At 43.1% G+C, this 24,555-nt stretch carries 16 protein-coding genes; 8 read left to right on the forward strand and 8 right to left on the reverse strand.

Going from position 1 to position 24,555, the window contains the following annotated elements; translation table 11 throughout:
• Window positions 1-153: 153 nt before the first annotated feature.
• The gene (locus FN809_RS08970) at window positions 154-831 is read right to left on the reverse strand and encodes a LuxR C-terminal-related transcriptional regulator (protein WP_142533185.1); all 678 of its coding nucleotides are present in this window, start codon (window positions 829-831) and stop codon (window positions 154-156) included.
• 256 nt (window positions 832-1,087) lie between these two features.
• Between FN809_RS08970 and FN809_RS08975 the strand changes: the two genes are divergently transcribed.
• Both FN809_RS08975 and FN809_RS08980 read left to right on the forward strand, forming a co-directional pair.
• Window positions 1,088-2,194: a Gfo/Idh/MocA family protein gene (locus tag FN809_RS08975; protein ID WP_142533186.1), complete on the forward strand. Its 1,107-nt coding sequence runs from the start codon at window positions 1,088-1,090 to the stop codon at window positions 2,192-2,194.
• Window positions 2,195-2,486: 292 nt separating this feature from the next.
• Window positions 2,487-3,908 (forward strand): sulfatase family protein, encoded by a 1,422-nt coding sequence (locus FN809_RS08980; protein WP_142533187.1) that lies wholly within the window; start codon window positions 2,487-2,489, stop codon window positions 3,906-3,908.
• A 407-nt stretch (window positions 3,909-4,315) separates the two neighbouring features.
• Here the strand turns inward: FN809_RS08980 and FN809_RS08985 are convergent, their stop codons facing one another.
• From FN809_RS08985 to FN809_RS08995, 3 genes are all read right to left on the reverse strand, one after another.
• On the reverse strand, window positions 4,316-5,713 hold the full coding sequence (locus FN809_RS08985) for an efflux transporter outer membrane subunit (RefSeq protein WP_142533188.1): 1,398 nt from the start codon (window positions 5,711-5,713) through the stop codon (window positions 4,316-4,318).
• Between the two features lie 92 nt (window positions 5,714-5,805).
• A complete protein-coding gene (locus FN809_RS08990; RefSeq protein ID WP_142533189.1) occupies window positions 5,806-8,949 on the reverse strand; it encodes an efflux RND transporter permease subunit in 3,144 nt (1,047 codons plus the stop codon).
• Between the two features lie 9 nt (window positions 8,950-8,958).
• A complete protein-coding gene (locus FN809_RS08995) occupies window positions 8,959-10,077 on the reverse strand; it encodes an efflux RND transporter periplasmic adaptor subunit (RefSeq protein WP_142533190.1) in 1,119 nt (372 codons plus the stop codon).
• 174 nt (window positions 10,078-10,251) lie between these two features.
• Here FN809_RS08995 and nagA point away from each other — a divergent pair, with 174 nt between their 5' ends.
• Window positions 10,252-11,376 carry an N-acetylglucosamine-6-phosphate deacetylase gene (gene nagA / locus FN809_RS09000; RefSeq protein ID WP_142533191.1) on the forward strand — a complete coding sequence of 375 codons (1,125 nt, stop codon included), beginning with the start codon at window positions 10,252-10,254 and terminating at the stop codon, window positions 11,374-11,376.
• A gap of 172 nt (window positions 11,377-11,548) precedes the next feature.
• On the opposite strand, the gene rplI is transcribed toward nagA, so the two are convergent.
• From rplI to FN809_RS09020, 4 genes are all read right to left on the reverse strand, one after another.
• Window positions 11,549-11,995: a 50S ribosomal protein L9 gene (rplI, locus tag FN809_RS09005; protein WP_142533192.1), complete on the reverse strand. Its 447-nt coding sequence runs from the start codon at window positions 11,993-11,995 to the stop codon at window positions 11,549-11,551.
• Window positions 11,996-12,011: 16 nt separating this feature from the next.
• A complete protein-coding gene (gene rpsR, locus FN809_RS09010) occupies window positions 12,012-12,281 on the reverse strand; it encodes a 30S ribosomal protein S18 (RefSeq protein ID WP_142533193.1) in 270 nt (89 codons plus the stop codon).
• Window positions 12,282-12,284: 3 nt separating this feature from the next.
• The gene (gene rpsF / locus FN809_RS09015; RefSeq protein ID WP_221929393.1) at window positions 12,285-12,632 is read right to left on the reverse strand and encodes a 30S ribosomal protein S6; all 348 of its coding nucleotides are present in this window, start codon (window positions 12,630-12,632) and stop codon (window positions 12,285-12,287) included.
• A gap of 129 nt (window positions 12,633-12,761) precedes the next feature.
• Window positions 12,762-13,613, reverse strand: coding sequence for an AraC family transcriptional regulator (locus FN809_RS09020; protein ID WP_142533194.1), 852 nt, complete (start codon window positions 13,611-13,613; stop codon window positions 12,762-12,764).
• A gap of 445 nt (window positions 13,614-14,058) precedes the next feature.
• Here FN809_RS09020 and FN809_RS09025 point away from each other — a divergent pair, with 445 nt between their 5' ends.
• The 5 genes from FN809_RS09025 to FN809_RS09045 all read left to right on the forward strand — a co-directional run bounded on the left by FN809_RS09025 (window position 14,059) and on the right by FN809_RS09045 (window position 24,199).
• The gene (locus FN809_RS09025; protein WP_142533195.1) at window positions 14,059-16,362 is read left to right on the forward strand and encodes a GH92 family glycosyl hydrolase; all 2,304 of its coding nucleotides are present in this window, start codon (window positions 14,059-14,061) and stop codon (window positions 16,360-16,362) included.
• Between the two features lie 87 nt (window positions 16,363-16,449).
• Window positions 16,450-19,479, forward strand: a complete 3,030-nt coding sequence (locus FN809_RS09030) for a GH92 family glycosyl hydrolase (protein WP_142533196.1) — start codon at window positions 16,450-16,452, stop codon at window positions 19,477-19,479.
• Between the two features lie 178 nt (window positions 19,480-19,657).
• Window positions 19,658-21,898, forward strand: a complete 2,241-nt coding sequence (locus FN809_RS09035) for a GH92 family glycosyl hydrolase (protein ID WP_142533197.1) — start codon at window positions 19,658-19,660, stop codon at window positions 21,896-21,898.
• A gap of 2 nt (window positions 21,899-21,900) precedes the next feature.
• Complete coding sequence (locus tag FN809_RS09040; protein WP_142533198.1) at window positions 21,901-23,193, forward strand: MFS transporter; 1,293 nt, start codon at window positions 21,901-21,903, stop codon at window positions 23,191-23,193.
• Window positions 23,194-23,227: 34 nt separating this feature from the next.
• Window positions 23,228-24,199 carry a glycoside hydrolase family 130 protein gene (locus FN809_RS09045; protein ID WP_142533199.1) on the forward strand — a complete coding sequence of 324 codons (972 nt, stop codon included), beginning with the start codon at window positions 23,228-23,230 and terminating at the stop codon, window positions 24,197-24,199.
• Window positions 24,200-24,555: the final 356 nt, after the last annotated feature.

Genomic DNA, 24,555 nt, shown 5'->3' on the forward strand with positions numbered 1-24,555 from the left:
GGAGCCCAGTACAACAAGGTAAAACACAGCTTCGCCTGTTGAGTCCCATTTTATTTCTATTAATCAGCAAAAAAGTTACAATCAATATAAACAGTACTCAATCCTCTTTTATGAGGATTTTTTACGATATTATGATAACAGGTAAATATCAAACTATAGCATATTAAATTGAATGCCCTTTTTAATTAATTCTGCTGTATTTTTTGCTTTAAGCTTTTCTTTAAGGTGATTACGGTGAGTTACAACTGTATTTGGGCAGATATTAAGCTTGCGGCCAATTATTTTTGCCGAATCGCCGGAAGCCATTAATTGGAGTACCTGCTTTTCTCTGTTGGTGATCTGCTTACTGTAAGGTTCATCTCCCTCGTTTAGAATTTTATCATATTTTTGAATAAATCCAATCAGTTTTTCCGTAGTATTTCTGCTTGTATTATCTGCGCTTATAATACTCACTCTTGTTTGCACCCATAACTCTTTTTTATGTTTCATTTTGCACATAATAAATTTGATCGGTTTATTGGCAATCTGATTAATTGCTTCCTTTTCTTCGTTTAAAAGAATTACTATATCACAGACCAACTGGGGGTAATCGTTGGAGTGTATAAGCGATTTAAAAAACAGTAAACCCTTTCCAATGAATTCCTCGGCCGAGTGACCTGTAATGTAATTGATGGATTCTGCCATATATATGCACCTATTGCTGTGTAAATCGAAAATAAATGCGGTGCTATGTTTAGTTTGATTAAATAAGTTCACCAATTGATAAGGAAAAGGGTTTCTAATTCTTCCATTCTCTTTTATTGAATTATAGTTTAGGTTTATTTTTTTCATGACGATAAGCTTTTGTACTTTTAGCAAAATATAAGGCTAAATAAAGCTTACGTCAATGGTTACCAGTAAGTTTATTTACATAAAACACTTCATCCAATTAAATTTGCTATGTGTATTTTGAGAATTGATTGAAGTAAAAAAAAGAATATTGCTGTTTTAACAATCTTGCCCACAACTGCGCATCCTGGAGGATAGAATAACCCGATTTATTGGAGTTATTAATTAAATTATTTATGCAATAATTAAACTAAAAACAATGCTAAGAAAGATCTTTATAATCGTTGGTATTTTGTTAACTACTAAAAACCTATGGGCAACCCAGCCCAAAACGCTACGATTAGGTGTTGCGGGACTTACCCATGGACATGTAGGCTGGATATTGAGTCGCAAAGATTCGGGAGATGTAAAGATGGTGGGTATTGTGGAAACCAACAAGGTACTAGCACAACGTTTGTCATCACAGTACGGTTTTTCCATGAATATAGTGTACGATACGATGGAAGAAATGATAGCGGCCACCCAACCCGAAGCGGTAGCTGCTTTTGGGAGTATATATGAACATTTGATGGTTGTTGAAGCCTGTGCTCCAGCAGGAATACACGTTATGGTGGAAAAACCCTTAGCCGTAAATCTTGCCCATGCTAAAAAAATGAAAGCTCTTGCGCAAAAGCACAACATACACTTGCTCACCAATTACGAAACATCGTGGTATCCCACAAACTTTAAAGCCCACCAACTACTGCATGATGGTGCCATAGGAGAGCTGAGGAAAGTGATTATTCGCGATGGACACAGCGGTTTTAAAAACGTTAAAATAAACGACGAATTCTTCCAATGGCTTACAGACCCCGTTTTGAACGGTGGAGGTGCTATAATGGACTTTGGCTGTTATGGGGCCAATTTGATGACTTGGCTGCTAAAAGGAGAAAAACCTAATTCAATTACCGCGGTAACCCAGCAACTGCAGCCTGAAGTTAACCCCAAGGTTGACGACGATGCCACCATCCTACTTAATTATGATAAAGCGATGGCTATCCTACAGCCTTCCTGGAACTGGCCTATCGGAAGGAAAGACATGGAGTTGTATGGCACAACGGGAGTTATTTACGCCGACAACCGTAACCAATTGCGGGTACGTAAGGCCGAGGGATACGATGGATTTAGCGAAGAAACGTTTCAATTGCAGGAGCGACCGGCTCCTTTTAACGATCCCTTTGCCGTGCTTGCTGCCCTTATACATGGGAGCCTGGAATTAGAAAAGTTCGATCCTTACTCAATTGAAAATAATATGATTACTATGGAAATTCTGGATAGTGCCGTAAAAAGTGCTAAAAGTAAGCAAACCGTGCAACTTAAAGAATAAGCGATAGTGGAATTTATGCCTTTGTATCAGGCACTTAATAGGCAACGAAAACCAATACCGCCAAAAGGTGGTACAAAGGCATTTGTTGTAAGTAGAAAGACTCTTGCGACCGGGTAAAACGTATACTCTTAAACTATACTTTTTACAAAAAGGTAGCAATATGAAACGAGCTATGAGAGTAGCTTCTCACACTACCTGTCCCGCAAAGGCGGGAGGGGAATGATTGTAATGGCGAGTTCCCCCGATAAAATATCGGGGCAAGCTTTGCGGCAAAAAAATTAATTATAAACACATGAAATCTATCTTATATTTTATTGCATTACTTGTATCAATATTATTGACCGGGATCAGTATGATGGCCGAAAAATTACCATCTCCTCCGAATATAATACTCGTTTATCTTGATGACATGGGTTATGGCGACTTAAGCATTACAGGTTCCAAGGGGTACGGTACGCCCAATATCGACCAGTTGGCCAGGGAAGGAATATTCTTCTCACATTATTATTCGCCGCAAGCTGTTTGCAGTGCATCTCGCGCAGGAATATTAACGGGTTGCTACCCCAACCGTGTAGGTTTTGCAGGGGCGATTGATCACAACTCTAAAATGGGTCTTAGCAGTGAAGAGGAAACCATAGCCCGGATTTTGAAAAAGAAAGGATATGCCACCGCGGCTTTCGGCAAATGGCATTTGGGCTGTATCCCCCAATTTATGCCGCTACAGCATGGCTTCGACGAATTTTATGGCATCCCCTATTCGCACGACATGTGGCCCAATCACCCGATAACCAAAAATTATTACCCGCCCTTACCCCTTTATGATGGGGAGCAAGTGGTTGAAACTATGCCCGACATAAAACAGTTTACCACCAAGTTTACTGAGAAGACTATCGATTTTATTGGACACAATAAAAACAAACCATTCTTTATTTACCTCGCTCACCCCATGCCACATGTGCCATTGGCGGTTTCCGATAAATTCAGGGGTAAATCGCAACAGGGACTATACGGCGATGTGATGATGGAAATAGACTGGAGCGTTGGTCAAATATTGCATAAAATTAAAGATCTGGGAATAGATGAAAATACACTCGTTATATTCACTTCCGACAACGGCCCTTGGTTAAACTATGGAAATCATGCGGGTAGTACGGGCGGTTTGCGTGAGGGAAAGGGCACCAGCTACGAGGGTGGGCAACGCGTTCCCTGCCTGATGAGGTGGAAAGGCACTATTCCTGAGGGGATGATTTGCAACAAATTGGTTTCGGGTATTGATATCCTTCCAACCCTGGCTGCAATTTCCGGAGCTCCGTTGCCTGCGAAACGAATAGACGGGGTGGATTTATCTGCCCTGATAAAAGGTGACCAAAGAGCCAACCCACGGCAATCATTTTATTACTACTACCGGCGCAACAGTCTGGAGGCTGTAAGCAATGGTGACTTTAAGCTGGTGTTTGCACACCCGGGTCGTACTTACCAGGGTTTTGCCCCGGGTAAAGACGGCATGCCGGGCAATGCCAACGAAAACTTTAACTTCCCGGATGCTTTGTATGATCTGCGTCGCGATCCGGGCGAGCGTTACGACGTGATGTCATCGTATCCCCATATCGTAAAAGAGCTGGAAAAGATGGCCGATATAGCACGTGAAGATTTGGGGGACGATCTTACAGGAAACCCCGGAAAAAACCGCAGGCCACCTGGAAGAGTGCATTAAATGAATGAGCAATATGGGATAGATGAAAAAAACATTGCGCTGCCCTTTGCCCTCAGCTATGTTAAAAAAACTATGCATAGGGCATTTATAATTTTATTTCTGGTGCTGCCTTTCAATGCACAAGAAAATTAGGCCCCCATCCTCCATTAAACTCGCCGGATTCCTGGACCATAGTCCTGTCCGCCAATCCCGGGACTTACGATAAATTTGAACCCAATCAGCCCATCTTAGAACTGATGACGGTGTGGATGAGCGAAACATCAACCATCTCAACATTAAAATGGTGCTTTGGGTGGCGGATGGATGGGGAACGTCGGCGACCGCTGGTTACGCAAATTGGCGTTTATGCCCAATGGAAAAAAAGTGAAAAAAATATTTTCACCCTTTAAACAAATGAGACTCATCCTTTACTGCCATCCACCACCCAGCGAACGATAAATCTCCACCAATGCATTCAGTTGGGTAAATTGAGCATTGATAAGATCCAGTTGTGAAAACAGGGCATTTTGCCGTGCGGTAATTACTTCCAAATAATTGATCAATCCGTTGTTCAGCAACTCTTCGGAATAGCCTGTTGCCAAATCGTAAGCCTCGAACTCACGGCTTTTAATTTCTATACGCTCTTCTGCAGCTTTAAAAGTGTAGAGCGCATCTGAAACTTCCTTACCGGCATTTAAAATACTAAGCTTAAAATTAAGTAAAGCCTGCTCCTGCTGCACCTTGGCAACTTCGTGCTGGGTACGGACTCGTCGGCCATTAAAAATGGGTTGTGCTAAGGAACCCACGGCCGAGCTAAACAAAGAGTTGGCATCCAACAGATCTGCCAGCTCTAAACTCTGCAAGCCACCATTGGCCGATATGTTTAGTGATGGATAAAAATTACTTCGCGCCACATTGGTCAGTTCAAAGGCATTAATCAGCTTATATTCCGCCGCCAAAACATCAGGTCGGTTACGCAGTAGTTGCACAGGAAAACCCACTTTCACTTCTTCTAGTATTTCTTGCTCTTTGAGGCTGCCCCGTTGAATACTTTGAGGTGCCTCGCCCAATAAAATAGACATGGTGTTTTCCAACAGCTTAATATTTGTTTTTATATCCACCAATAAGGCCATAGCACTATAAAGCTGTGCCTCGGTTTGCTTTACGCCCACCTCATTAACATAGCCGGCTTCTTTCAGGGCCTTGGTGGTCTCCAGACTACTTTTCCGGTTGGCAATGGTCATTTCAGTTATCCTCAACTGTTCATCAAAGGAAAGCAGTCGATAATAAACCGAAGCAATACTGGCGATAAGTTGTGTTTTTACCACTTTATGCGCCGCCACCGTTTGCAGATACGAAGCTTCAAAAGCCCTTTTGTTGCTTCTGATCTTTCCCCATATATCCGCTTCCCACGATGCACCGACCGAAAGTTCGTACTGGGTTAAACTCCTTCCCACCGCGGCACCGGTGGGACTATTTTCTGAGGGATTTTGATAGGCCACTTGCCCCGATGCACCTATACTTGGCAAATATCCTGCTTTACCCTGTTTAAAATAAGCCTCAGCAGCCAGTATCTGCTGCACGGCAATTCTTATATCTATATTGTTCTCAAGGCCTTTACTGATGTGTCTGATCAACAGCGGATCTGTAAATAACTCGGTATAGGAAAGCTCGGCTATGCTAATACTGTCCGAAGGCAGTTGATCCGTTCTATATTGAGCCTCGTTGACTACCGTTGGTTGCTGATAATTACGAGCCACAAAACACGATTGCAGGGAAAACAAACTTATTAGGCCGAAGATTAGTATATATTTTATATGTGTCATTTGTTCAGTATTAGTATCAGGAAATGCGTATCAAGTATCAAGACAGAAGAACGCTGGATAATAAATCTCAGGTTCAACGTTTTGTACTTATACTAAGTCATGCTTTTTTCCGCACTTACTTCAGGTTTTCCACTGATTTTTTCCTGAAGCCATTCGAATAAAATATAGAGCAGGGGCACCACAAACACGCCCAACAAGGTACCTACGAGCAAACCCCCTACGGCACCTGTGCCAATAGATCGGTTTCCTGAAGCACCAGTTCCACTCGCAAAAACCAATGGCATTAAGCCAATGATAAAAGCGAAGGAGGTCATCAATATGGGTCTCAGCCGCACTTTTGCACCGTCATAGGCGGCTTCTACTATGGAGAATCCGGCTCTGCGCCTTTGCATTGAAAATTCAACAATTAAAATAGCATTTTTAGCCAGTAGCCCTATCAGCATTATCAAGGATATCTGAAAGTAGATATTCAACTCCAAGCCTGTTAATTTAGTGCTGATATAGGCCCCCATGATACCTACCGGGAGCGAAAGCAAAACTGCCAATGGCAATAGATAACTTTCGTACTGAGCGGCCAGCAGAAAAAACACAAACATAATGCTTAGGATGAGGATAAATGTGGTTTGGTTGCCTGCTGCAATTTCTTCACGAGTCAGACCGGAGAAATCCACAAAAAAGTTTTGGGGTAAGGCTGTCGAACTCACCTCCTGAACGGCTTTAATAGCATCCCCTGAAGAATAACCGGGGGCCGCTGCTCCGTTTACACTGGCCGAATTAAATAGGTTGAAGCGGGTAACCGCCTGTGGGCCATACACTCTTTTTAGGGATATAAATGCAGTTATTGGTGCCATCTTTCCTGAAGCGTTTCGCACAAACATACTGTTTAAATCTTCCGTTTTGGCCCTATCGATGGGCAAAGCCTGCACAAATACCCTGTATTGCTTTCCGAAACGTGAAAAATCAGCCGCATAAATGCCTCCTATATAACCTTGCAAGGTAGCAAAAATACTACTGATGGACACACCGGCCTCCTTGGCCTTGGGTACATTGAGCATGATTTCGTATTGCGGATAATTGGTGTTGAACGAGCTTTGTGCATAGGCAATTTCAGGGCGTTGCATCAAGGTAAACAGAAAGTCCTTGGATACCTTGTCCAACTCGGTAAAATCGCCTCCCAGCCTATCTAAAACGTTTAGCTCGAAACCCGAAGAAACACCAAAACCCGGTATGCTCGGTGGAGCAAAAAACAGTATATTGGCATCGGGGATATTAATGGCAGCCTGATACATCCTGGCAATGATGGCTTCAGACGACAATGAATCTTCCTTTCGCTCGTCCCATGGTTTCAGTTTTAAAAATCCTGTACCATAGTTACTGCCGGCACCGGAAATTAAACTAAATCCATTTATCAGCGAACCGCCAGCCGTGCCTGGTATATCTTTTATTTTACTATAAAGCTCCTGTGTCACAGCCACTGTTCTGTCCAGTGAAGCACCTACGGGGAGCTCAATATTGGTAAATACCACCCCTCTATCCTCGTTGGGTACAAAACCTGTAGGTGTTGTGGTTGCCGTCCAAAAAATAAGAAGTACAGAGGCCACCAAAATGGCACCTGTAATCCACTTGTGTTTGTACAAGTACGACAGCGAGTGTACGTATTTTTTTGTGGTCTTAGAAAATGCAATATTAAAAGCGAAAAAAAAGCGCTGGCCCCAATTCATATCTGATTTTTCGCGATGTCGATGTGGCTTTAAAAACAAGGCACATAATGCAGGGCTAAGCGTTAAAGCATTCACTGCCGAAATGGTTATGGCAATAATTAGTGTAACCCCAAACTGCTCATAAAAAACGCCGGTAGGACCTGTGATAAAAGTAACAGGGATAAACACGGCAGCCATCACCATAGTAATGGAAATGATGGCACCGGTAATTTCCTCCATGGCTTTGTGGGTCGCTACCCGGGCACTTTTTTCTCCTTCTTCCAGTTTGGCATGTACCGCCTCCACCACCACAATGGCATCATCCACCACAATTCCGATGGCCAGCACCAGGGCAAATAAGGTCAATAGGTTTACCGAATATCCAAACAGCCCCAAAAAGAAAAACGTACCAATTATAGAAACCGGAACGGCGATGGCCGGAATAAGTGTAGATCTAAAATCCTGAAGGAAAATATACACTACTATAAACACCAAAATAAAAGCTTCAATAAGAGTGGTAATCACCTTGGCAATAGACGCATTTAAAAATTCGTTGGTATCAAAGTTTATTAGGGTAGTTAAACCTTCGGGATAATCTTTCTCCAACTCATGCAAGGTACTGTGCACATTTTCAATTATTTCTTTCGCATTAGAGCCCGGTGTTTGATACACCCCCATGCTCACACCGGGTAGGCCGTTGGTGTTGGATATTACGGTATACCCTTCGGCATCCAACTCCACTTTGGCCAAATCTTTTAAGCGCAAAAACTGACCGTTATCCAAGGCCTTGATAACGATATCGCCAAATTCCTCTGCCGTTTTATATCTTCCTGCGTAAGTCATTACATATTCAAAAGCCTGACCACTATTTTGGCCTAAAGCTCCGGCAGCAGCTTCTAAACTTTGCTCATTAATAGCTGCCGTAATATCCGATGGCATTAGCTTGTAGGCGGCCAGTTTATCGGGTTGCAGCCATATACGCATGGCATAATTCTTGGCGCCCAGCACACTTACATCACCTACCCCATTTAAACGTTTAAGCGCTGGTAGTACATTAATATTTAAATAGTTTTGAATGTAGGTAGCATCATAATTTTCGTTATCGGAATACACTGTAAGAAACATTAATGCACTGGTTTGCTGCTTTTGGGCCGTCACCCCCGATTGCGTCACCTCTCTTGGCAATAAGGGAATAGCTCTGGACACTCTGTTTTGTACGTTAACCGCAGCAATATCAGGGTCTATACCTTGTTTAAAATATACCTGAATACTGGCACTACCGTTATTACTGGCGGTAGAAGTAATGTAAGTCATCCCCTCCACCCCGTTGATTTGTTCTTCGATGGGAATGATAACACTTTCTAACACCGTTTGGGCATTCGCCCCCGGAAAATTGGCCGACACCCGTACTGTGGGTGGAGCAATATCGGGGTATTGGGTTACGGGTAAAGTACTTAAACCAAGTACACCCAGAATAAGCAATATGATGGAGACCACCGTAGATAAGACTGGCCTGTCTATAAATCTTTTCAGCATTATGATTAATTATTTAAAAACCACATTTAATGAGTTGGCTATACTATCGAAAGGCATAGGCTGAGGCACGATGGGCGTATTATTACGGATTTTACCCACCCCCTTGGCCACAATCATATCTCCCGCTTTAATCCCTGATGTTATAACGGCCAGGCTACCCACTCTGTCTTTCACTTTAACTGTAGCAGAAACTGCCAAGGTATCGCCTTGCAGCTTATACACATACACTCTCCCCTGTTGTTCAAAAGTGGCCGATTCGGGCACTACCACCGCATTTTCGTACCTTATAGGAATACGTATCTTACCGCTGCTCCCATTGGCCAAAAGACGACTGGGATTGGGGAAGGTAGCTCTAAAACTTACCGTACCCGTAGAAGGATTTACTTGTCCGGTCACCGTTTCAATCTTGCCCTCCTTTTCGTACACCGACCCATTGACTAGCTCAAGAGCTACCGGAGGAAAGTTATTAATTTTTTCGCTTAGCGTACTGCCTTCTGTATTTTGGATAAAATCCAAATAATCACTTTCATTCATTGCAAAAAATGCGTACACCTCATCAGTTACCGAAACGGTGGTCAATGGCATTGGATCTGCCGGACTAACCAATGTACCCTGCCTGTAAGGAATAGATCCAACATATCCATTTACCGGACTTTTAATGGTTGCATAAGCTATGTTAGCAACAATACTGTTATAGCTGGCTTTAGCTTGTGCCAGTTTGGCTTCGGCTGTAGACAGTTGCACTTTACTGATGATATTTTTTTCGACTAAAGGCCTTAACTTCTCTACTTCTACCTGAGCCACATTCATATTTGCTTTGGCTGCACCGGCATCCTGCGATAAAGCCTGTGTTTCAATCTCAAAAAGTGTTTGTCCTTTTTTAACCCGTTGTCCTTCATCTACCAAAACCGATGTGATATAACCACTCACTTTTGCCCGTACCGCACTGTTTATGGTGCCTTCGATGCTTACCGGAAAAGAAGTATAACCGGTAACCGTTTTTTGGGGCACCTGAACAACCGGATATGGCATGGCACGTTGCTCTTGTCGCTGCCCACCTTTTTGGTTCTGACACGCTGTCAAAAGAAATAAGCTTACTATCAAGCTAAAATAACTCATTTGTTTCATTGGTTCTATTTAGACTTAAAAAGTTTATCTGTAATTTTATTTGCTCGGATAATTTGAACAATAATATAGAATGACCATTAGAAATGTAAAGGGATTATATTGAAAATTGTTCGCAAATTTATTTAAAAGCAATGGGCTTTACTTTATTTTAACTATAATTTGTTTTTATTTTTTATGAACAACTATAAAATTGCCAACGGACAGATCGTACTACAAGACGCTATTCTGCAAAATCACAGCCTGATTGTTAAGGATAAAACAATTGTGGACATCACTACCGATGATGATCACTATTCGGATATTGAAACAGTTGATGCCCAGGGAGCCTACGTTACGCCTTCGCTTGTTGAGCTGCACATCCATGGGTGCAGCCATTATGGTTTTGATACAGTGGAGGAAGCAGATGTATATGAAGCGATAGAGTTTCTGAAGAAACGAGGTATCAATACCTTTGTACCAACCTTTATCTGCGACCGGGCGATAGTAAAGCGCTTCTGCAACATACTTGCCAATTCTCCCGCCTTGCAAAAATACATTCCGGGCATCTATATAGAAGGTCCTTTTGTGAACATAAACAAGAAAGGAGGCATTATAGCCGATACCATCCATAAACCCAACCTTGACGTACTAAAGCAAATTATTGCGGAAACACGGGGTTTGCTAAAGTTAATGACCATAGCTCCCGAAATGCAAGGCAACCATCAGGTGTTCCATCATTTGCTGCAAAACAACATTGTGCCTTGCTTTGGCCATTCCAACGCCACAATAGCAGATGTATATCAAACGCAAGGACACAACATTAACATCACACACCTGTTCAATGCCATGTCGGGCATATCGCACAAAACAAACGGATTGGCCATGCTGCCTTTTATAGACCGTAATATATTTTTTGAACTTAACGGCGATGGCGTGCATGTAAATAATGAGATCCTCCAAATGTGCTACAAGCACTTAAATCATGACAAGCTGATACTAATCTCCGATGCCGTAATCTCTGCCGGACTTGAACCCGGTGAACATGACTATTTCGGGCGTACCGTAATATCCGGAAAGCACGGGGTACGCTACAAGGATGGCAACGTATTAATGGGATCCCAGCTATTGATAAATGATGTATTAAAACGGTTCCTGAAACTCACCGGGGCTCCATTGCACGAAGGCATCCGCTTTGCCTCCTACAACCCCAGCCGCCTTTTGGGCATCAGCGATAAAAAAGGAAGCATAGAACCTGGGAAGGATGCCGATTTGCTTTTGCTGGACCGTAATTTTAATGTAGTGAGGAATTTAAATATGTAATCATAACAAAACCATTTGCTATAGTCGCTTTTGGCGATCCGTTGGCTATGGGGGCTTTACAGTACAAGGAGTAAAACACCTAAGCATATATACACAAAAAGCCGTTTTGCAGGTAGCAAAACGGCTTTAAGCTGTTTGTTTGAAAATGTATCTTGTATAAATTTATACTATATTATTCGGCAACTACGTCAAAGTTAACCTCCACCTTTACTTCGCGGTGAAGCTTCACTGTGGCCACGTAACTACCAATTTCTTTCACCTGATCCTCTTTGATCGAGATGTGCTTGCGTTCAACGCTATAACCTGCTTTTTCGAGTGCTTCTGCAATTTGTATAGTATTTACAGAACCGAATATTTTACCGGTTGTACTTGTTTTGGCACCTACCGTAAGCGTTAAGCCTTCCATTTTTGTTGCCATTTCAAGTGCGTTGTTCTTGATCTTTTCTTCTTTATGAGCTCGCTGGCGCATGTTTTCCTCATGAACTTTCATAGCAGAAGGAGTAGCTAAAATTGCAAGCCCTTTCGGAAGCAGATAATTTCTGCCGTAGCCATTCTTTACCCTGACCACATCATTTTTGTGCCCAATATTGGCCACATCGTCTTTTAATATTACATCCATTTTTTGTCCTCCTTTTTTATTTCATCAAGTCAGTAACATAAGGCAACAAAGCAATGTGCCGTGCCCTTTTAACAGCAGTTGCCACTTTTCGTTGATACTTTAAAGAAGTACCTGTTAAACGACGGGGAAGAATTTTTCCTTGCTCGTTCAAAAACTTTTTAAGAAATTCAGGATCCTTGTAATCAACAAATTTAATCTTGTTTTTCTTAAAGCGACAATACTTTTTCTTTTTGATCTCAACCGACGGAGGAGTTAAATATCTGATTTCACTTTGATTTTGTGCCATGGCCTATTTCTCCTTTTTTTCTTTAATAGTTCTTCTTCTCTTCTCACTGTACGCTTCAAAGTGCTTGTCCATTTTAAATGTCAAGAAACGAATGACGCGCTCATCACGACGAAAAGCTATCTCAAGCTTGGCTATCGCATCGGGTTGTACTTTAAAATCGAACAAGTTATAAAAACCAGTAGATTTTTTTTGGATAGGATACGCCAGCTTGCGCAGCCCCCAATTTTCTTCGCTTACCATTTCACCTCCGTTCTCTGTAATAACAGATCGGAATTTTTCAACCGCTTCCTTCATCTGTACATCAGACAAAACGGGAGTCAAAATGAAAACGGCTTCATAATGATTCAACATAGTTATTTTCAATTAATTAATAAATGCGGGCGCAAAATTAATTATTTTATCAGAGGCTGCAAACTTTTAGCCCTAAAATATTCGCTCCTATTATACGTCTGCGCATACTGTGCCATGGTTTCAAACCACCTAAAACACTTTATGGTTTATGGCTCTGTACTCGTTAGGTGTCATCCCATTGTATTTTTTAAAGGTTTTATAAAAATGACCTATGGCATTATAGCCACAGTTATAGCAGATGGTTTTTATTGGAACGTTGGTCATACTGAGTCGTTGGGCCGCATAATTCATCTTAATTTTGGTAACCGTATCGGTGAGTGTCTGGTTTAGACATTGCCTAATTGTTTTATTAACATGATCCGTAGTTCTATTGGTAAGCGCTACAAATCCGGCTATCCCCTCCCTGAACAATTTAGGCGAGTTAAACTGATCCATGGCTAATACCAGCCAATGTGGTACGTCATTAGACTTGTCGCTAAAAGAATCCGTGAGCATCCTGAAAATTTGCAACACCATAAGATCTAAATGAATATAATCACGCTTTTTTGTAAGCATGTAATCCGTTATCGCGGAAATTTCGTTTAATTGATCGGCATTCAGCTTAACCATGAATGGCATTTTTTCCGTGGTCCAGAAAAAAGTGTCTGAATCAGGGAAATATCTTTCCTTAAATAGGTTAAGGCTTTCTAAATAAAAAGCTATATTACTCACCACCAGCCCGGTACTATTACCGTTGGCGATAAAAGTATGGGTATCGTGAGGACGAACTAGGCATAGTGCACCTTTTTCTATTGGGTGCTCTTCACCATTTATAACATGAATACCTGAACCTTCCTTAATCCAAAATATCTCAGCGTAATCATGGTCGTGATAATCTAGATTTTCGTCGGCAGTAATAGTTCTTCGTACAATATGAAAAACATCATTAGGCTGAATTAAAAAAGAAGGCAAATTTATACGGACTTTTTCTTTAGGCTTCATAACATTACGGGCTTATCAAATTTAAATCATTTTTTCCTTCAGTAATTTAATCGATTCTTTTCGCAGGTCGGAATAAACAGTGGCTAATGACAAATCTATCAACATTAAAAACCCTCTGCTTGCCGACATTAGGACAGCAAATTATTGGTAATACCTTACAATATTCATTCTTAATCTCTGCAATAATAATAAAAACCATCTTAATTATGGTATTAACACCGCTTTTAATTACAATTTATCACAACGGAATAGCATAACAAATATAGGTTTAGGAACAACATATATTATTGCGACATATGGGCTTTTGTACTATTTTTGAACCGTATTAAACACAGCCCCTTAGCACAGTTTTTACTGAATCATAAATGCTTACAAAACCCTAGCACATGAGTAGTAAATACTGTGAACGAATATCGCTTAAAAACAACTAATATTTAATATTGTAATGAAAAGCTTTCAATTATTATTTATAGTGATGCTTATAGCTTTCACTGCTTGCAACCAAGAAAAGGTAACAAACAACTGTATTACTTCATATGATTACACATCGTATGTTAACCCCCTGATGGGCACAGATTCCGAATTTTCTTTATCCAACGGCAATACTTACCCTGCTATTGCGCGCCCCTGGGGAATGAATTTTTGGACCCCTATGACAGCTAACTTTGGCGACGGCTGGACCTACAAGTACGACGATTATAAAATTCAGGGCTTCAAGCAGACGCACCAGCCCAGTCCCTGGATAAACGATTATGCCGCTTTTGCACTGATGGCTATAACGGGCGACCTGGAGATTAATGAAGAAAAAAGGGCTTCGTGGTTTTCGCATAAAGCAGAAGAGGTAAAGCCCCATTATTACAGTGTGTATCTAGCCGATTATGATACCAAAGTAGAAATAACACCAACTGAGAGAGCAGCATCATTTAAAATTACTTTCCCGCAAAACGATCAATCCTATATATTATTAGATGGTTTCAAGGGTGGTTCTATGGTAAAAGTAATTCCCGAAGAACGTAAGATAATCGGCTACTGCCGCAATAACCACGGCGGTGTCCCTGATAATTTCCATAACTACTTTGTAGCCGAGTTCGACAAAGACTTTGAAATAGTGCACACCTTCACCGACAGCACACTGCATAAAAATAAACTAAGCAGCGAGTCTGACCATGCCGGTGCCGTAGTGGGTTTTAAAACCCTTAAGGGTGAGGTGGTCAATGTAAAAGTGGCTTCTTCCTTTATCAGCCCCGAGCAGGCACAACTGAACTTAACCAGAGAAATTGGAGATAAATCGTTTGAAAGCGTAAAAGCAGAAGGTAAAAAGATATGGAACGATGAACTGGGCAAGATAAGAGTAGAAGGAAAGGATATTGACCACATACGTACTTTTTATTCCACTTTATACCGGGTATTACTTTTTCCGCGCACATTTCACGAAATAAACGATAATAACGAAATAGTACATTACAGCCCCTACAATGGCAAGGTATTGCCCGGCTACATGTATACCGACAATGGCTTTTGGGATACTTTCAGGGCAGTGTTCCCCTTCTTTACTTTGATGTATCCCGAACTTAATGCCCAGATAATGGAAGGTTTGGTGAATACCTACAACGAGAGTGGATGGTTGCCCGAATGGGCGAGCCCCGGCCATCGCGACTGTATGATTGGTTCCAACTCCGCTTCACTGATAGCAGATGCCTACCTAAAAGGAATTGATGGCTACGATATTGAGAAATTATACGAAGCCATGATTAAAAATAGCGGTGGCGTACATCCCGAAATTAAAAGCGTAGGCAGATACGGCAGCGATTATTACAACAAATTGGGTTATATACCCTACGATGTGGGCATACACGAAAATACAGCCCGCACGCTGGAATATGCCTACGCCGATTATTGCGTGTGGAAACTGGCCGAAAAATTGGGTCGTCCGCAAGAGGAGATAGACCTGTTTAAGGCCAGGGCACAAAACTATAAAAATGTGTTCGACAAGGAAACAAACTGGATGCGCGGTAAAAATGAGGACGGCAGCTTCCAGTCGCCCTTCAACCCCTTTAAATGGGGCGATGCCTTTACCGAGGGCAACAGCATACATTATACCTGGAGCGTATTTCAGGATGTGGAAGGCTTGATAAACCTGATGGGTGGCGACAAAGCTTTTGTGAGCAGGTTGGATACCGTATTTGAACTTCCGCCTATTTTCGACAACTCCTACTATGGATTTACCATTCACGAAATAAGGGAAATGCAAATTGTAAATATGGGCAACTATGCGCACGGTAATCAACCTATCCAACACATGTTGTACCTTTACAATTATGCGGGGCAGCCCTGGAAAACGCAATCCCGTGTTCGCGAAGTACTCACCAGATTATATACACCAAACCCCGACGGCTATTGTGGCGATGAGGACAATGGCCAAACATCGGCCTGGTACGTGTTCAGCTCCCTGGGTTTTTATCCCGTGTGTCCCGGCACGGATGAGTATGTCATCGGCTCGCCTTTGTTTAATAAAGTGACCATGCAGTTCGAGAACGGTAAGGAGTTGGTGATTGAAGCGGATAACAACAATGCGGATAATGTGTATATTAACAGCATCCAGCTCAACGGCAAGCCCATCGAACGCAACTTTTTTACCCATACCGAATTACAAAGCGGAGGAAAGATGAGCATTGACATGACCAACAAGCCCAATAAAAACAGAGGAAATACTAAAGAGGCCGCACCTTATTCCATGAGTAGGGAGTAAAAATATGCTACTATGAATGTGCAGTACACCCGGAGCTCGCTCAAGTAAGGTATACCTTTATTATCCCACACTAACAGCAACCAAAAAATGAGATTAAAAAACATAGCGCTTTTCCTGATTCTTGCCTCCCTGCTGTCGGCTTGTTACAGCGGGTCGAAATCACCATACGATTATGCGGATCCCATGATTGGCACTGATGGTCTGGGGCATACCTTTCCGGGTGCTACTGTTCCTTTTGGCATGGTACAGCTAAGTCCGTCCAACGATTTTAAGGCCTGGAACTGGTGCTCGGGTTACCATTATTCCGACAGCATATTAAAAGGCTTTGCCCACACGCACCTCAGCGGTGCCGGACTGGCCGGCTTAGGCGACATCCTGTTTATGCCCACCACGGGCGAAGTAAAGCTGGAAGCCGGAACGGAAGAAAACCCCGAAATGGGATACCGATCACGTTTCTCGCACAATCAGGAGGAGGCATCGCCCGGGTATTATTCAGTGGTGCTGAAGGATTATGATGTCAATGTGGAGCTAACAGCTACCGAGCGGGTAGGTTTCCATAAATATACCCCGGCTCAGGCAGGTACCCTAAATGTAATCATCGATCCCACACATCATATCATGGAGCGGGTACTGGATACGGGTATTGAGTACATTTCGGATACCGAGATGCGAGGCTATAAAAAAAGCGATGGCGAAGGTGGCGAACGGACCGTGTTTTTTTATGCCAGGTTTTCCAAGCCAATTATAAAATTTGGCTTAGCTAAGGATAATACGGTAAGTCCCGGTGCAGAAACACTGAAGGGTAAAAACACCAAGGCCTTTGTGCAGGTTCAACTAAAATCAAACGAAGCACTTCAGGTGCAGGTGGCTCTTTCGTTTGTAAGTCACCGAGGTGCCAAATCCAATTTTGATGCCGAAGGCGCCGGACTATCTTTTACTGAGGTGCATACGATGGCTCGTTCAAAGTGGAGCGAAAAACTAAATAAGATCAAGGTGGACGGAAAATCAACATCCGACAAGCGTATTTTTTACACCGCTATGTACCATTCTTTTATCTCCCCTAATTTAATTTCAGATGTAAATGGCAAATATGTGGTGGAAGGAAAAGTGCTGACTTCAGAAATTCCGCAATATTCCAATTTCTCTACCTGGGACACCTTTAGGGCGCTCAATCCACTGTTTACTATGATCGACCAGGAAAAGACCGCAGAATTTGTCAATTCACTGGCCAGTCGCCATTCCGATGCCAAGGTGGGGTTACCGGTTTGGGAATGCCTGGGGCACGACAACGTGTGCATGATAGGTTATAACGCCGTATCGCCGTTGGTTGATGCTGCTTTAAAAGATATAAAAGGTATTGATGCTAATCAGGTTTATGAGGCCGTAAGAGCTGCTGCCATGTCAACCGAAAAGCATAGCCCCAACTACGATAAAAACGGGATGGAGGAATATATTCAGCTGGGTTTTGTGCCCGCCGAGTTAAACTGTGCCGTATCCAAAACCACCGAGCAAAACTATTACGACTGGTGCATCGCCATGCTGGCCAAAAAATTGGGGCGCACAGCGGATGCCCAACTATTTATAGAACGAAGCCTGGGATATAGGAATCTGTTTAATCCGCAAACACAATTCCTTCATTCGAAATATACCACCGGCGAATGGCGCGAGATGGACCTGACGGTGTGGAGCGATTTAATTGGCAACTATGTTTCGGGTAATATCTGGGCATATTCCGCCTTTGTGCCACACGATGTGGAAGGCTTGATGAGTCTCATTGGCGGTAGAGAAGAATTGGCTACCTGGCTCGATGGAATTTTTACCGACACAAGCCACATTGCAGGCGATACCCATGTTGACATTTCGGGCTTTATTGGAAAATATGGACATGGCGATGAGCCCGGTCACCACATGCCTTATCTGTACAATTATGCAGGTCAACCATGGAAAACCCAAAGTTATGTGCGTAAAGTGATGGACGATTTTTATCAGGATACACCTGATGGATTGGTGAATAACGATGATTTGGGCCAAATGTCGGCCTGGTATATTTTTGGTGCCCTGGGGTTTTATCCGGTTTGTCCCGGCGACATGCAATATATCATTACCGCTCCCCTATTTTCGAGCGCTGCCATTCAACTCGAAAATGGGAAACAGTTTACGATAAGAGCCAAAAACAATCCCAAGGAAAATATTTATATCCAGTCTGTAACTTTAAATGGTGAGCCCTACACCAAGTCGTTTATCGCGCACCAACAAATTATGCAAGGCGGCGAAATGGTTTTTGAGATGGGCGGTGAACCCAATAAAAAATGGGCATCAGAACCTGAGGATATGCCGGTTTCCTCAGTCTCGGTTCCTAAGGGCAGTAGTGCTTTGCCACAAATAACACTAAAGCCTTTTGACAAAGATAACAGCGAGATGTTTGAAGGAAGCCGCAAGGTCAGGTTGCACAGCAATACGCCCGATGCCGATATCTATTATACGCTCGACGGCTCAACGCCCGACAAAAAAAGCAAAAAATACAAGGGTGGTATCACGATGCACAAAACATCCAACCTCAAAGCCATTGCATATGCCGATGGGATGAAGCCCAGCTTTGTTTACGATCGCACCTATTATGCGGGAAGGCGCTTTGAAGAATTGGCACAAGGATATCCTATACTCACCTTGGAAAATAAAGCTGGTCAACACATCCCAACAAAAGACAGCCCCTTGATGAATCAGAAAATAGGATCAGAAAAATTTAACGATGGCAGGTGGGTAGGCTTTAATGGAAGAGATATGGTGGCCGTTATCGATTTTGGTCAGGAAATAAGGCTCAAAAACCTGAGCCTCGGTTTCCTATCCAATACCGGGGTATGGATATTTCCCCCCTCGGCAATCTCCGTATCTGCTTCCAACGACAACAAAAACTTTAAAGAAATCGCGCACAAATCGTTCAGCTATTCACAAGCGGAATTAGAAGAAACTTTTTTGGAACGTCCGATTTTTAATCTTAATCATATAAAAACACGCTATTTAAAAGTAACAGCCAGTGAATTCGGACCTATCCCATCATGGCACGCCGCCACAGGGCATAAGGGCTTGATGTACCTGGATGAAATAATCCTAAATTAAAATCATAAAAATAATCTTAACTTAAGGTAGAACCCGTAATGCGGAGAAGATAGGGAGCTTTTTTTATTGGATAGACGAAGTAGTATATATTAATCCGTTACGCCCTATCTATCGACATATGTTTTATGTTTTTATCTTGATGCTTGATAATTTGTACTTAATATTAATTTACAACACTATGAAAAACATATTTCTTACATTTTTAGCTTTGGTGTTATGGGGATCAACCTATTCCCAGAATTACACCCAATATGTAAACCCGTTTATCGGTACAACTAATTTTGGCACTACCAACCCGGGTGCCATCGTGCCGCAAGGCATGGTATCGGTAGTTCCTTTTAACGTTACAGGATCCGATAAAAACAAATGGGATAAAGATGCCATGTGGTGGTCCACCCCCTATTCCTACGACAACAGCTTTCTCACCGGCTTTTCGCATGTTAACCTGAGTGGTGTAGGCTGCCCCGATCTGGGGGTTATTATGGTGATGCCCACCACGGGCAAGGTAGATGCACGGATTAAAAAGTACGGTTCGTTGATGTCGGAGCAGCAGGCCGAACCGGGCTATTACAGCTGCCAACTGGACAAATATGGTATAAAAGCCGAAGTAACCGCAACACAACGCACTGGTTTAAGCAAATTTACTTTCCCCGAGGGGCAATCCAATATCCTCATCGACCTTGGGAACAGTCTCACCAACGAGATGGGCGCCAGCATAAAAATTGTGAACAGCACCGAGGTGGAAGGTTTTAGGATGACGGGTAACTTTTGTTACGAGGGTAATTCGGAACGCCCCGTTTATTTTGTGGCCCGCTTCAGTCAGCCGGCAAAATCCTTTGGTGCATTTAAAAAGATGCCTGCCATGCAAGCAGAAGAAGCCTGGTCATCAACAGCCGATAAATTCAAATATTACGAGGGCTTCCTACATCCCGTGGCCGGAGATAGCATTGGAGCGTACTTTTCGTTCGACACCAAGCAAAACGAATCGGTAGCCGTTCAGGTAGGTGTTTCGTACGTGAGCATCGACAATGCCCGACAGAACCTTGAGTTTGAATCCACCGAGTTTGACTTTGAGGCTACCCGTGCCAATGCCCACCAACAATGGGAATCTACGCTATCTAAAATTAAGGTAGAAGGCGGTACCAACGACCAAAAAACGGTATTCTATTCCGCTTTATACCACATGCACATACATCCCAACATTATCAACGATGTAAACGGGCAATATCCATTGATGGAATCCTATGGAACGGGCGAAGTTACGGATCGGAACCGTTATACCATATTCTCGCTTTGGGATACTTACCGTAATTTCCATCCCCTGATGAGCTTGGTATATCCCGATAAACAATTGGATATGGTGCGCTCCATGGTAGATATGTACAAAGAGGGGGGATGGCTGCCCAAATGGGAGCTCAACAGTAAGGAAACCTTTACCATGAACGGCGACCCTTCTTTCCCGGTCATCGTGGATACTTATTTAAGAGGGCTCACCGATTTTGATGTGGATGCAGCCTACGAGGGCATGATAAAATCGGCCACCACCCCCGAAAAGGACAACAAGATACGCTTGGGGAATGATTTTTACCTGGAGCACGGCTATGTGCCCTTTACTGAAGATTACGACCGTTCCGTTTCCATTGCCCTGGAATATTACCTGGCCGACTGGAACCTGGGACAGTTTGCCAAAGCATTAGGCAAAACAGACGACTACAAGCGTTTCGATAAACAATCGAAACAATACGTAAACTATTACGACAAGAAAGAATTTAAAATGCTGCGCCCAAAACATCCGGACGGCACTTTCCTCAAATCCTTCGACCCCCTGCAAGGAAAAGATTTTGAGCCTGTACACGGCTTCCACGAAGGAACGGCATGGCAATATACCTTTGGTGTGCCCCACGATGTTAAGGGTTTGATAAAACTGAATGGCGGCGGTAAAAAGTTTACCCAAAAGCTACAATATATTTTCGACGATGGTTTGTTCGATATGGCCAACGAGCCCGATATGCACTATCCTTTTTTGTTTAACTACGTGAAAGGGGAAGAGTGGCGCGCCCAAAAAGAGACCCGTCGTTTGATAGATACCTACTTTAAAAACTCGCCCGACGGCCTGCCCGGTAACGACGACTGTGGCACCATGAGCGCATGGGTGGTGTATGGCATGATGGGCATTTATCCCGTGAGCCCCGGCAATATGGATTACACCATTACCACGCCGGTGTTCGACAAAGTGACCATAGCGCTCGACAACCGCTTTTATCCCGGCAAAACCTTCGAGATCGTGAGGCATTCAAAAAACAAAGGCAATTTTATACAAGAAATCCGCATCGACGGTAAACCCGTAAATTCTTTCTTTATCAATCATAAAGATGTTGTTGAAGGGGCTAAAATGGAAATAACAACCGGTAGTAAATAGATATGACAAGAAAGAATTTTGACATTGAACCGCGAAAAATAAATCCTGGCCTCTGGATCCCGAGTGTTTATTTTGCGATGGGTCTGCCCTTTATTGCGATCGCACAGGCATCGGCCCTGATGTATGAAAGCATGGGGGTCAGCGATAGTCAAATTGCCTTTTGGACATCGCTCATCATGATCCCTTACACTTTAAAGTTCTTGTGGAGCCCGGTGTTGGAGATGTTCAAAACGAAAAAGCACTTTGTGGTGGCCACCCAAATAGTTACGGGGATGACCTTTGCCCTGGTGGCCCTGTCGCTGCCTTTGGAAAATTATTTTAGATATTCCATCGCCTTGTTGGGCCTTATTGCTATAAGCGGTGCAACCCACGATATTGCCACCGACGGCGTTTACCTGAGTGTGTTGTCGCCGAAGCTGCAGGCCAGGTTCATCGGTTGGCAGGGCGCGGCCTATAATGTGGCCAAACTGGTGTCGGGCGGTGGTTTTGTTTATCTGGCCGGCGAACTGGAAGAAACCATGGGCATAACGACGGCCTGGATGGTGGTGATGGGAATCTATGGCGCAGTAATGTTTTTGTTGGGCTTGTACCATATTAAAATGCTGCCCGGGGGTGGACAGGCTACCGAAGTACAATCCTTGAAAGAGGGTTTCGAGACACTATGGGATGTGCTAAGGACCTTCTTCCAAAAAAAGTATATCCTTTGGTATATCATGTTCATCATCCTGTACCGCTTTGCCGAGGGCTTTGCCATAAAAATGGTCCCGCTGTTTTTTAAGGCAGCCGTGGCCGATGGTGGCCTGGGGATGACCACTAAGCAAATTGGATTGGTTTATGGTGCTTTTGGTTCTGTGGCCTTTGTGATCGGTTCCTTGCTGGGCGGTTATTATATCGCATCGCGCGGACTCAAAAATGTGCTGTTCAAACTGGCTTTGGTTTTTAACGTCCCCTATGCCGTTTACATATATCTGTCGTACTATCAGCCCGACAGTCTTTTTCTGATCACCACGGCCGTGGTTGTGGAGTACTTGAGCTATGGCTTTGGCTTTGTAGGGCTTATGTTGTTTATGATGCAGCAAATAGCACCGGGTAAATACAAAATGGCCCACTACGCCTTTGCTACGGGAATCATGAACCTGGGCGTGATGATACCATCGATGGGAAGTGGCTACCTCAGTGATTTATTGGGGTATAATATATTTTTTATTTGGGTAATGATAGCCACCATACCTTCTCTGTTGGTAGCCTATTTTGTGCCTTTCACTTATCCCGATGCCGACAAAGAGGATCAATAATCTTATAAATATTAAAATAACTAATAGTAAAACTATGATTTCAACACAAGCAATACCGTGGGAAGAACGTCCCGAAGGTTGTAAGGATGTTATGTGGCGATATTCGCAAAACCCTATTATCGGCCGTTACGATACGCCTACTTCAAACAGTATATTCAACAGCGCCGTGGTACCTTATAAAGATGGCTTTGCCGGTGTGTTCCGTTGCGACAACAAAGCGGTGCAAATGAATATCCATACCGGTTTTAGCAAGGACGGCATTAACTGGGACATTGAACCCGATCCCATTGTGATGAAAGCCGGTAATACCCAAATGATTGATTCCGATTATAAATATGATCCCCGTGTTACTTTTATTGAGGACAGATATTGGGTAACCTGGTGCAACGGTTATCATGGGCCAACCATCGGCATTGCTTATACCTACGATTTTAAGGAATACTTTCAGTGTGAAAATGCCTTTTTGCCTTTTAACCGTAACGGTGTGCTACTTCCCGAAAAAGTAAACGGTAAATACTGCATGTTGAGCCGACCCAGCGACAATGGGCATACGGCATTCGGCGATATTTTCATGAGTTACAGTCCGGATATGAAATACTGGGGCGAGCACCGTCCTGTATTAAAGGTGACCGCTTTTGAGGACAGCGCCTGGCAGTGCCTTAAAGTGGGTGCCGGCGGTGTACCCATCAAAACCGACGAGGGCTGGCTGATGTTCTATCATGGTGTTATCAAAACCTGTAATGGATTCCGTTACTCTATGGGAGCGGCATTGTTAGATCTGGAACAACCCGATAAAGTGCTGTATCGCACACAGCCTTACCTGTTGGCTCCGGCCAAGGATTACGAATTGGCAGGTGATGTGCCCAACGTTATTTTTCCCTGTGCATCGTTACACGATGAGGAAGGTAAAGTGGTGGTGTATTATGGAGCTGCCGATACAGTGGTAGGTATAGCCTTTGGCCGTATCTCCGAAATAATCGAGTTTACAAAAAATAATTCGATATAGAACTTTGTCGAAAGGAAGGTTAACGGAGACTGCTCTTCTCTTTTTTTTCGAGAAACAGACAGTGCAGCAACGTGCTCCTAAACTAAAGCTTCAGAGTTAAGGGTAAGGAGCGGAGAATTGGGTTTAGTCAGGTGTGTTTTTATGCCATATGAGTGTTTTTCAGGGTTGGATAAGGATTATAACCAAACCCATCTGACACTTTAAACGACCAGAGGTCATTTGGCACATCAATATCAGCAATCTATCCTCTTTTTAAGAAAAAACATGTCCTAAACACATTAATTCACATTATAGAATAGGATTCACAGCAAAGGTGGATCTTCCCTCCCATTTTTTATTGAAGGGATGGTTGATCT

The organism is Saccharicrinis carchari (assembly GCF_900182605.1).
GTDB classification, from domain to species: Bacteria; Bacteroidota; Bacteroidia; order Bacteroidales; family Marinilabiliaceae; genus Saccharicrinis; species Saccharicrinis carchari.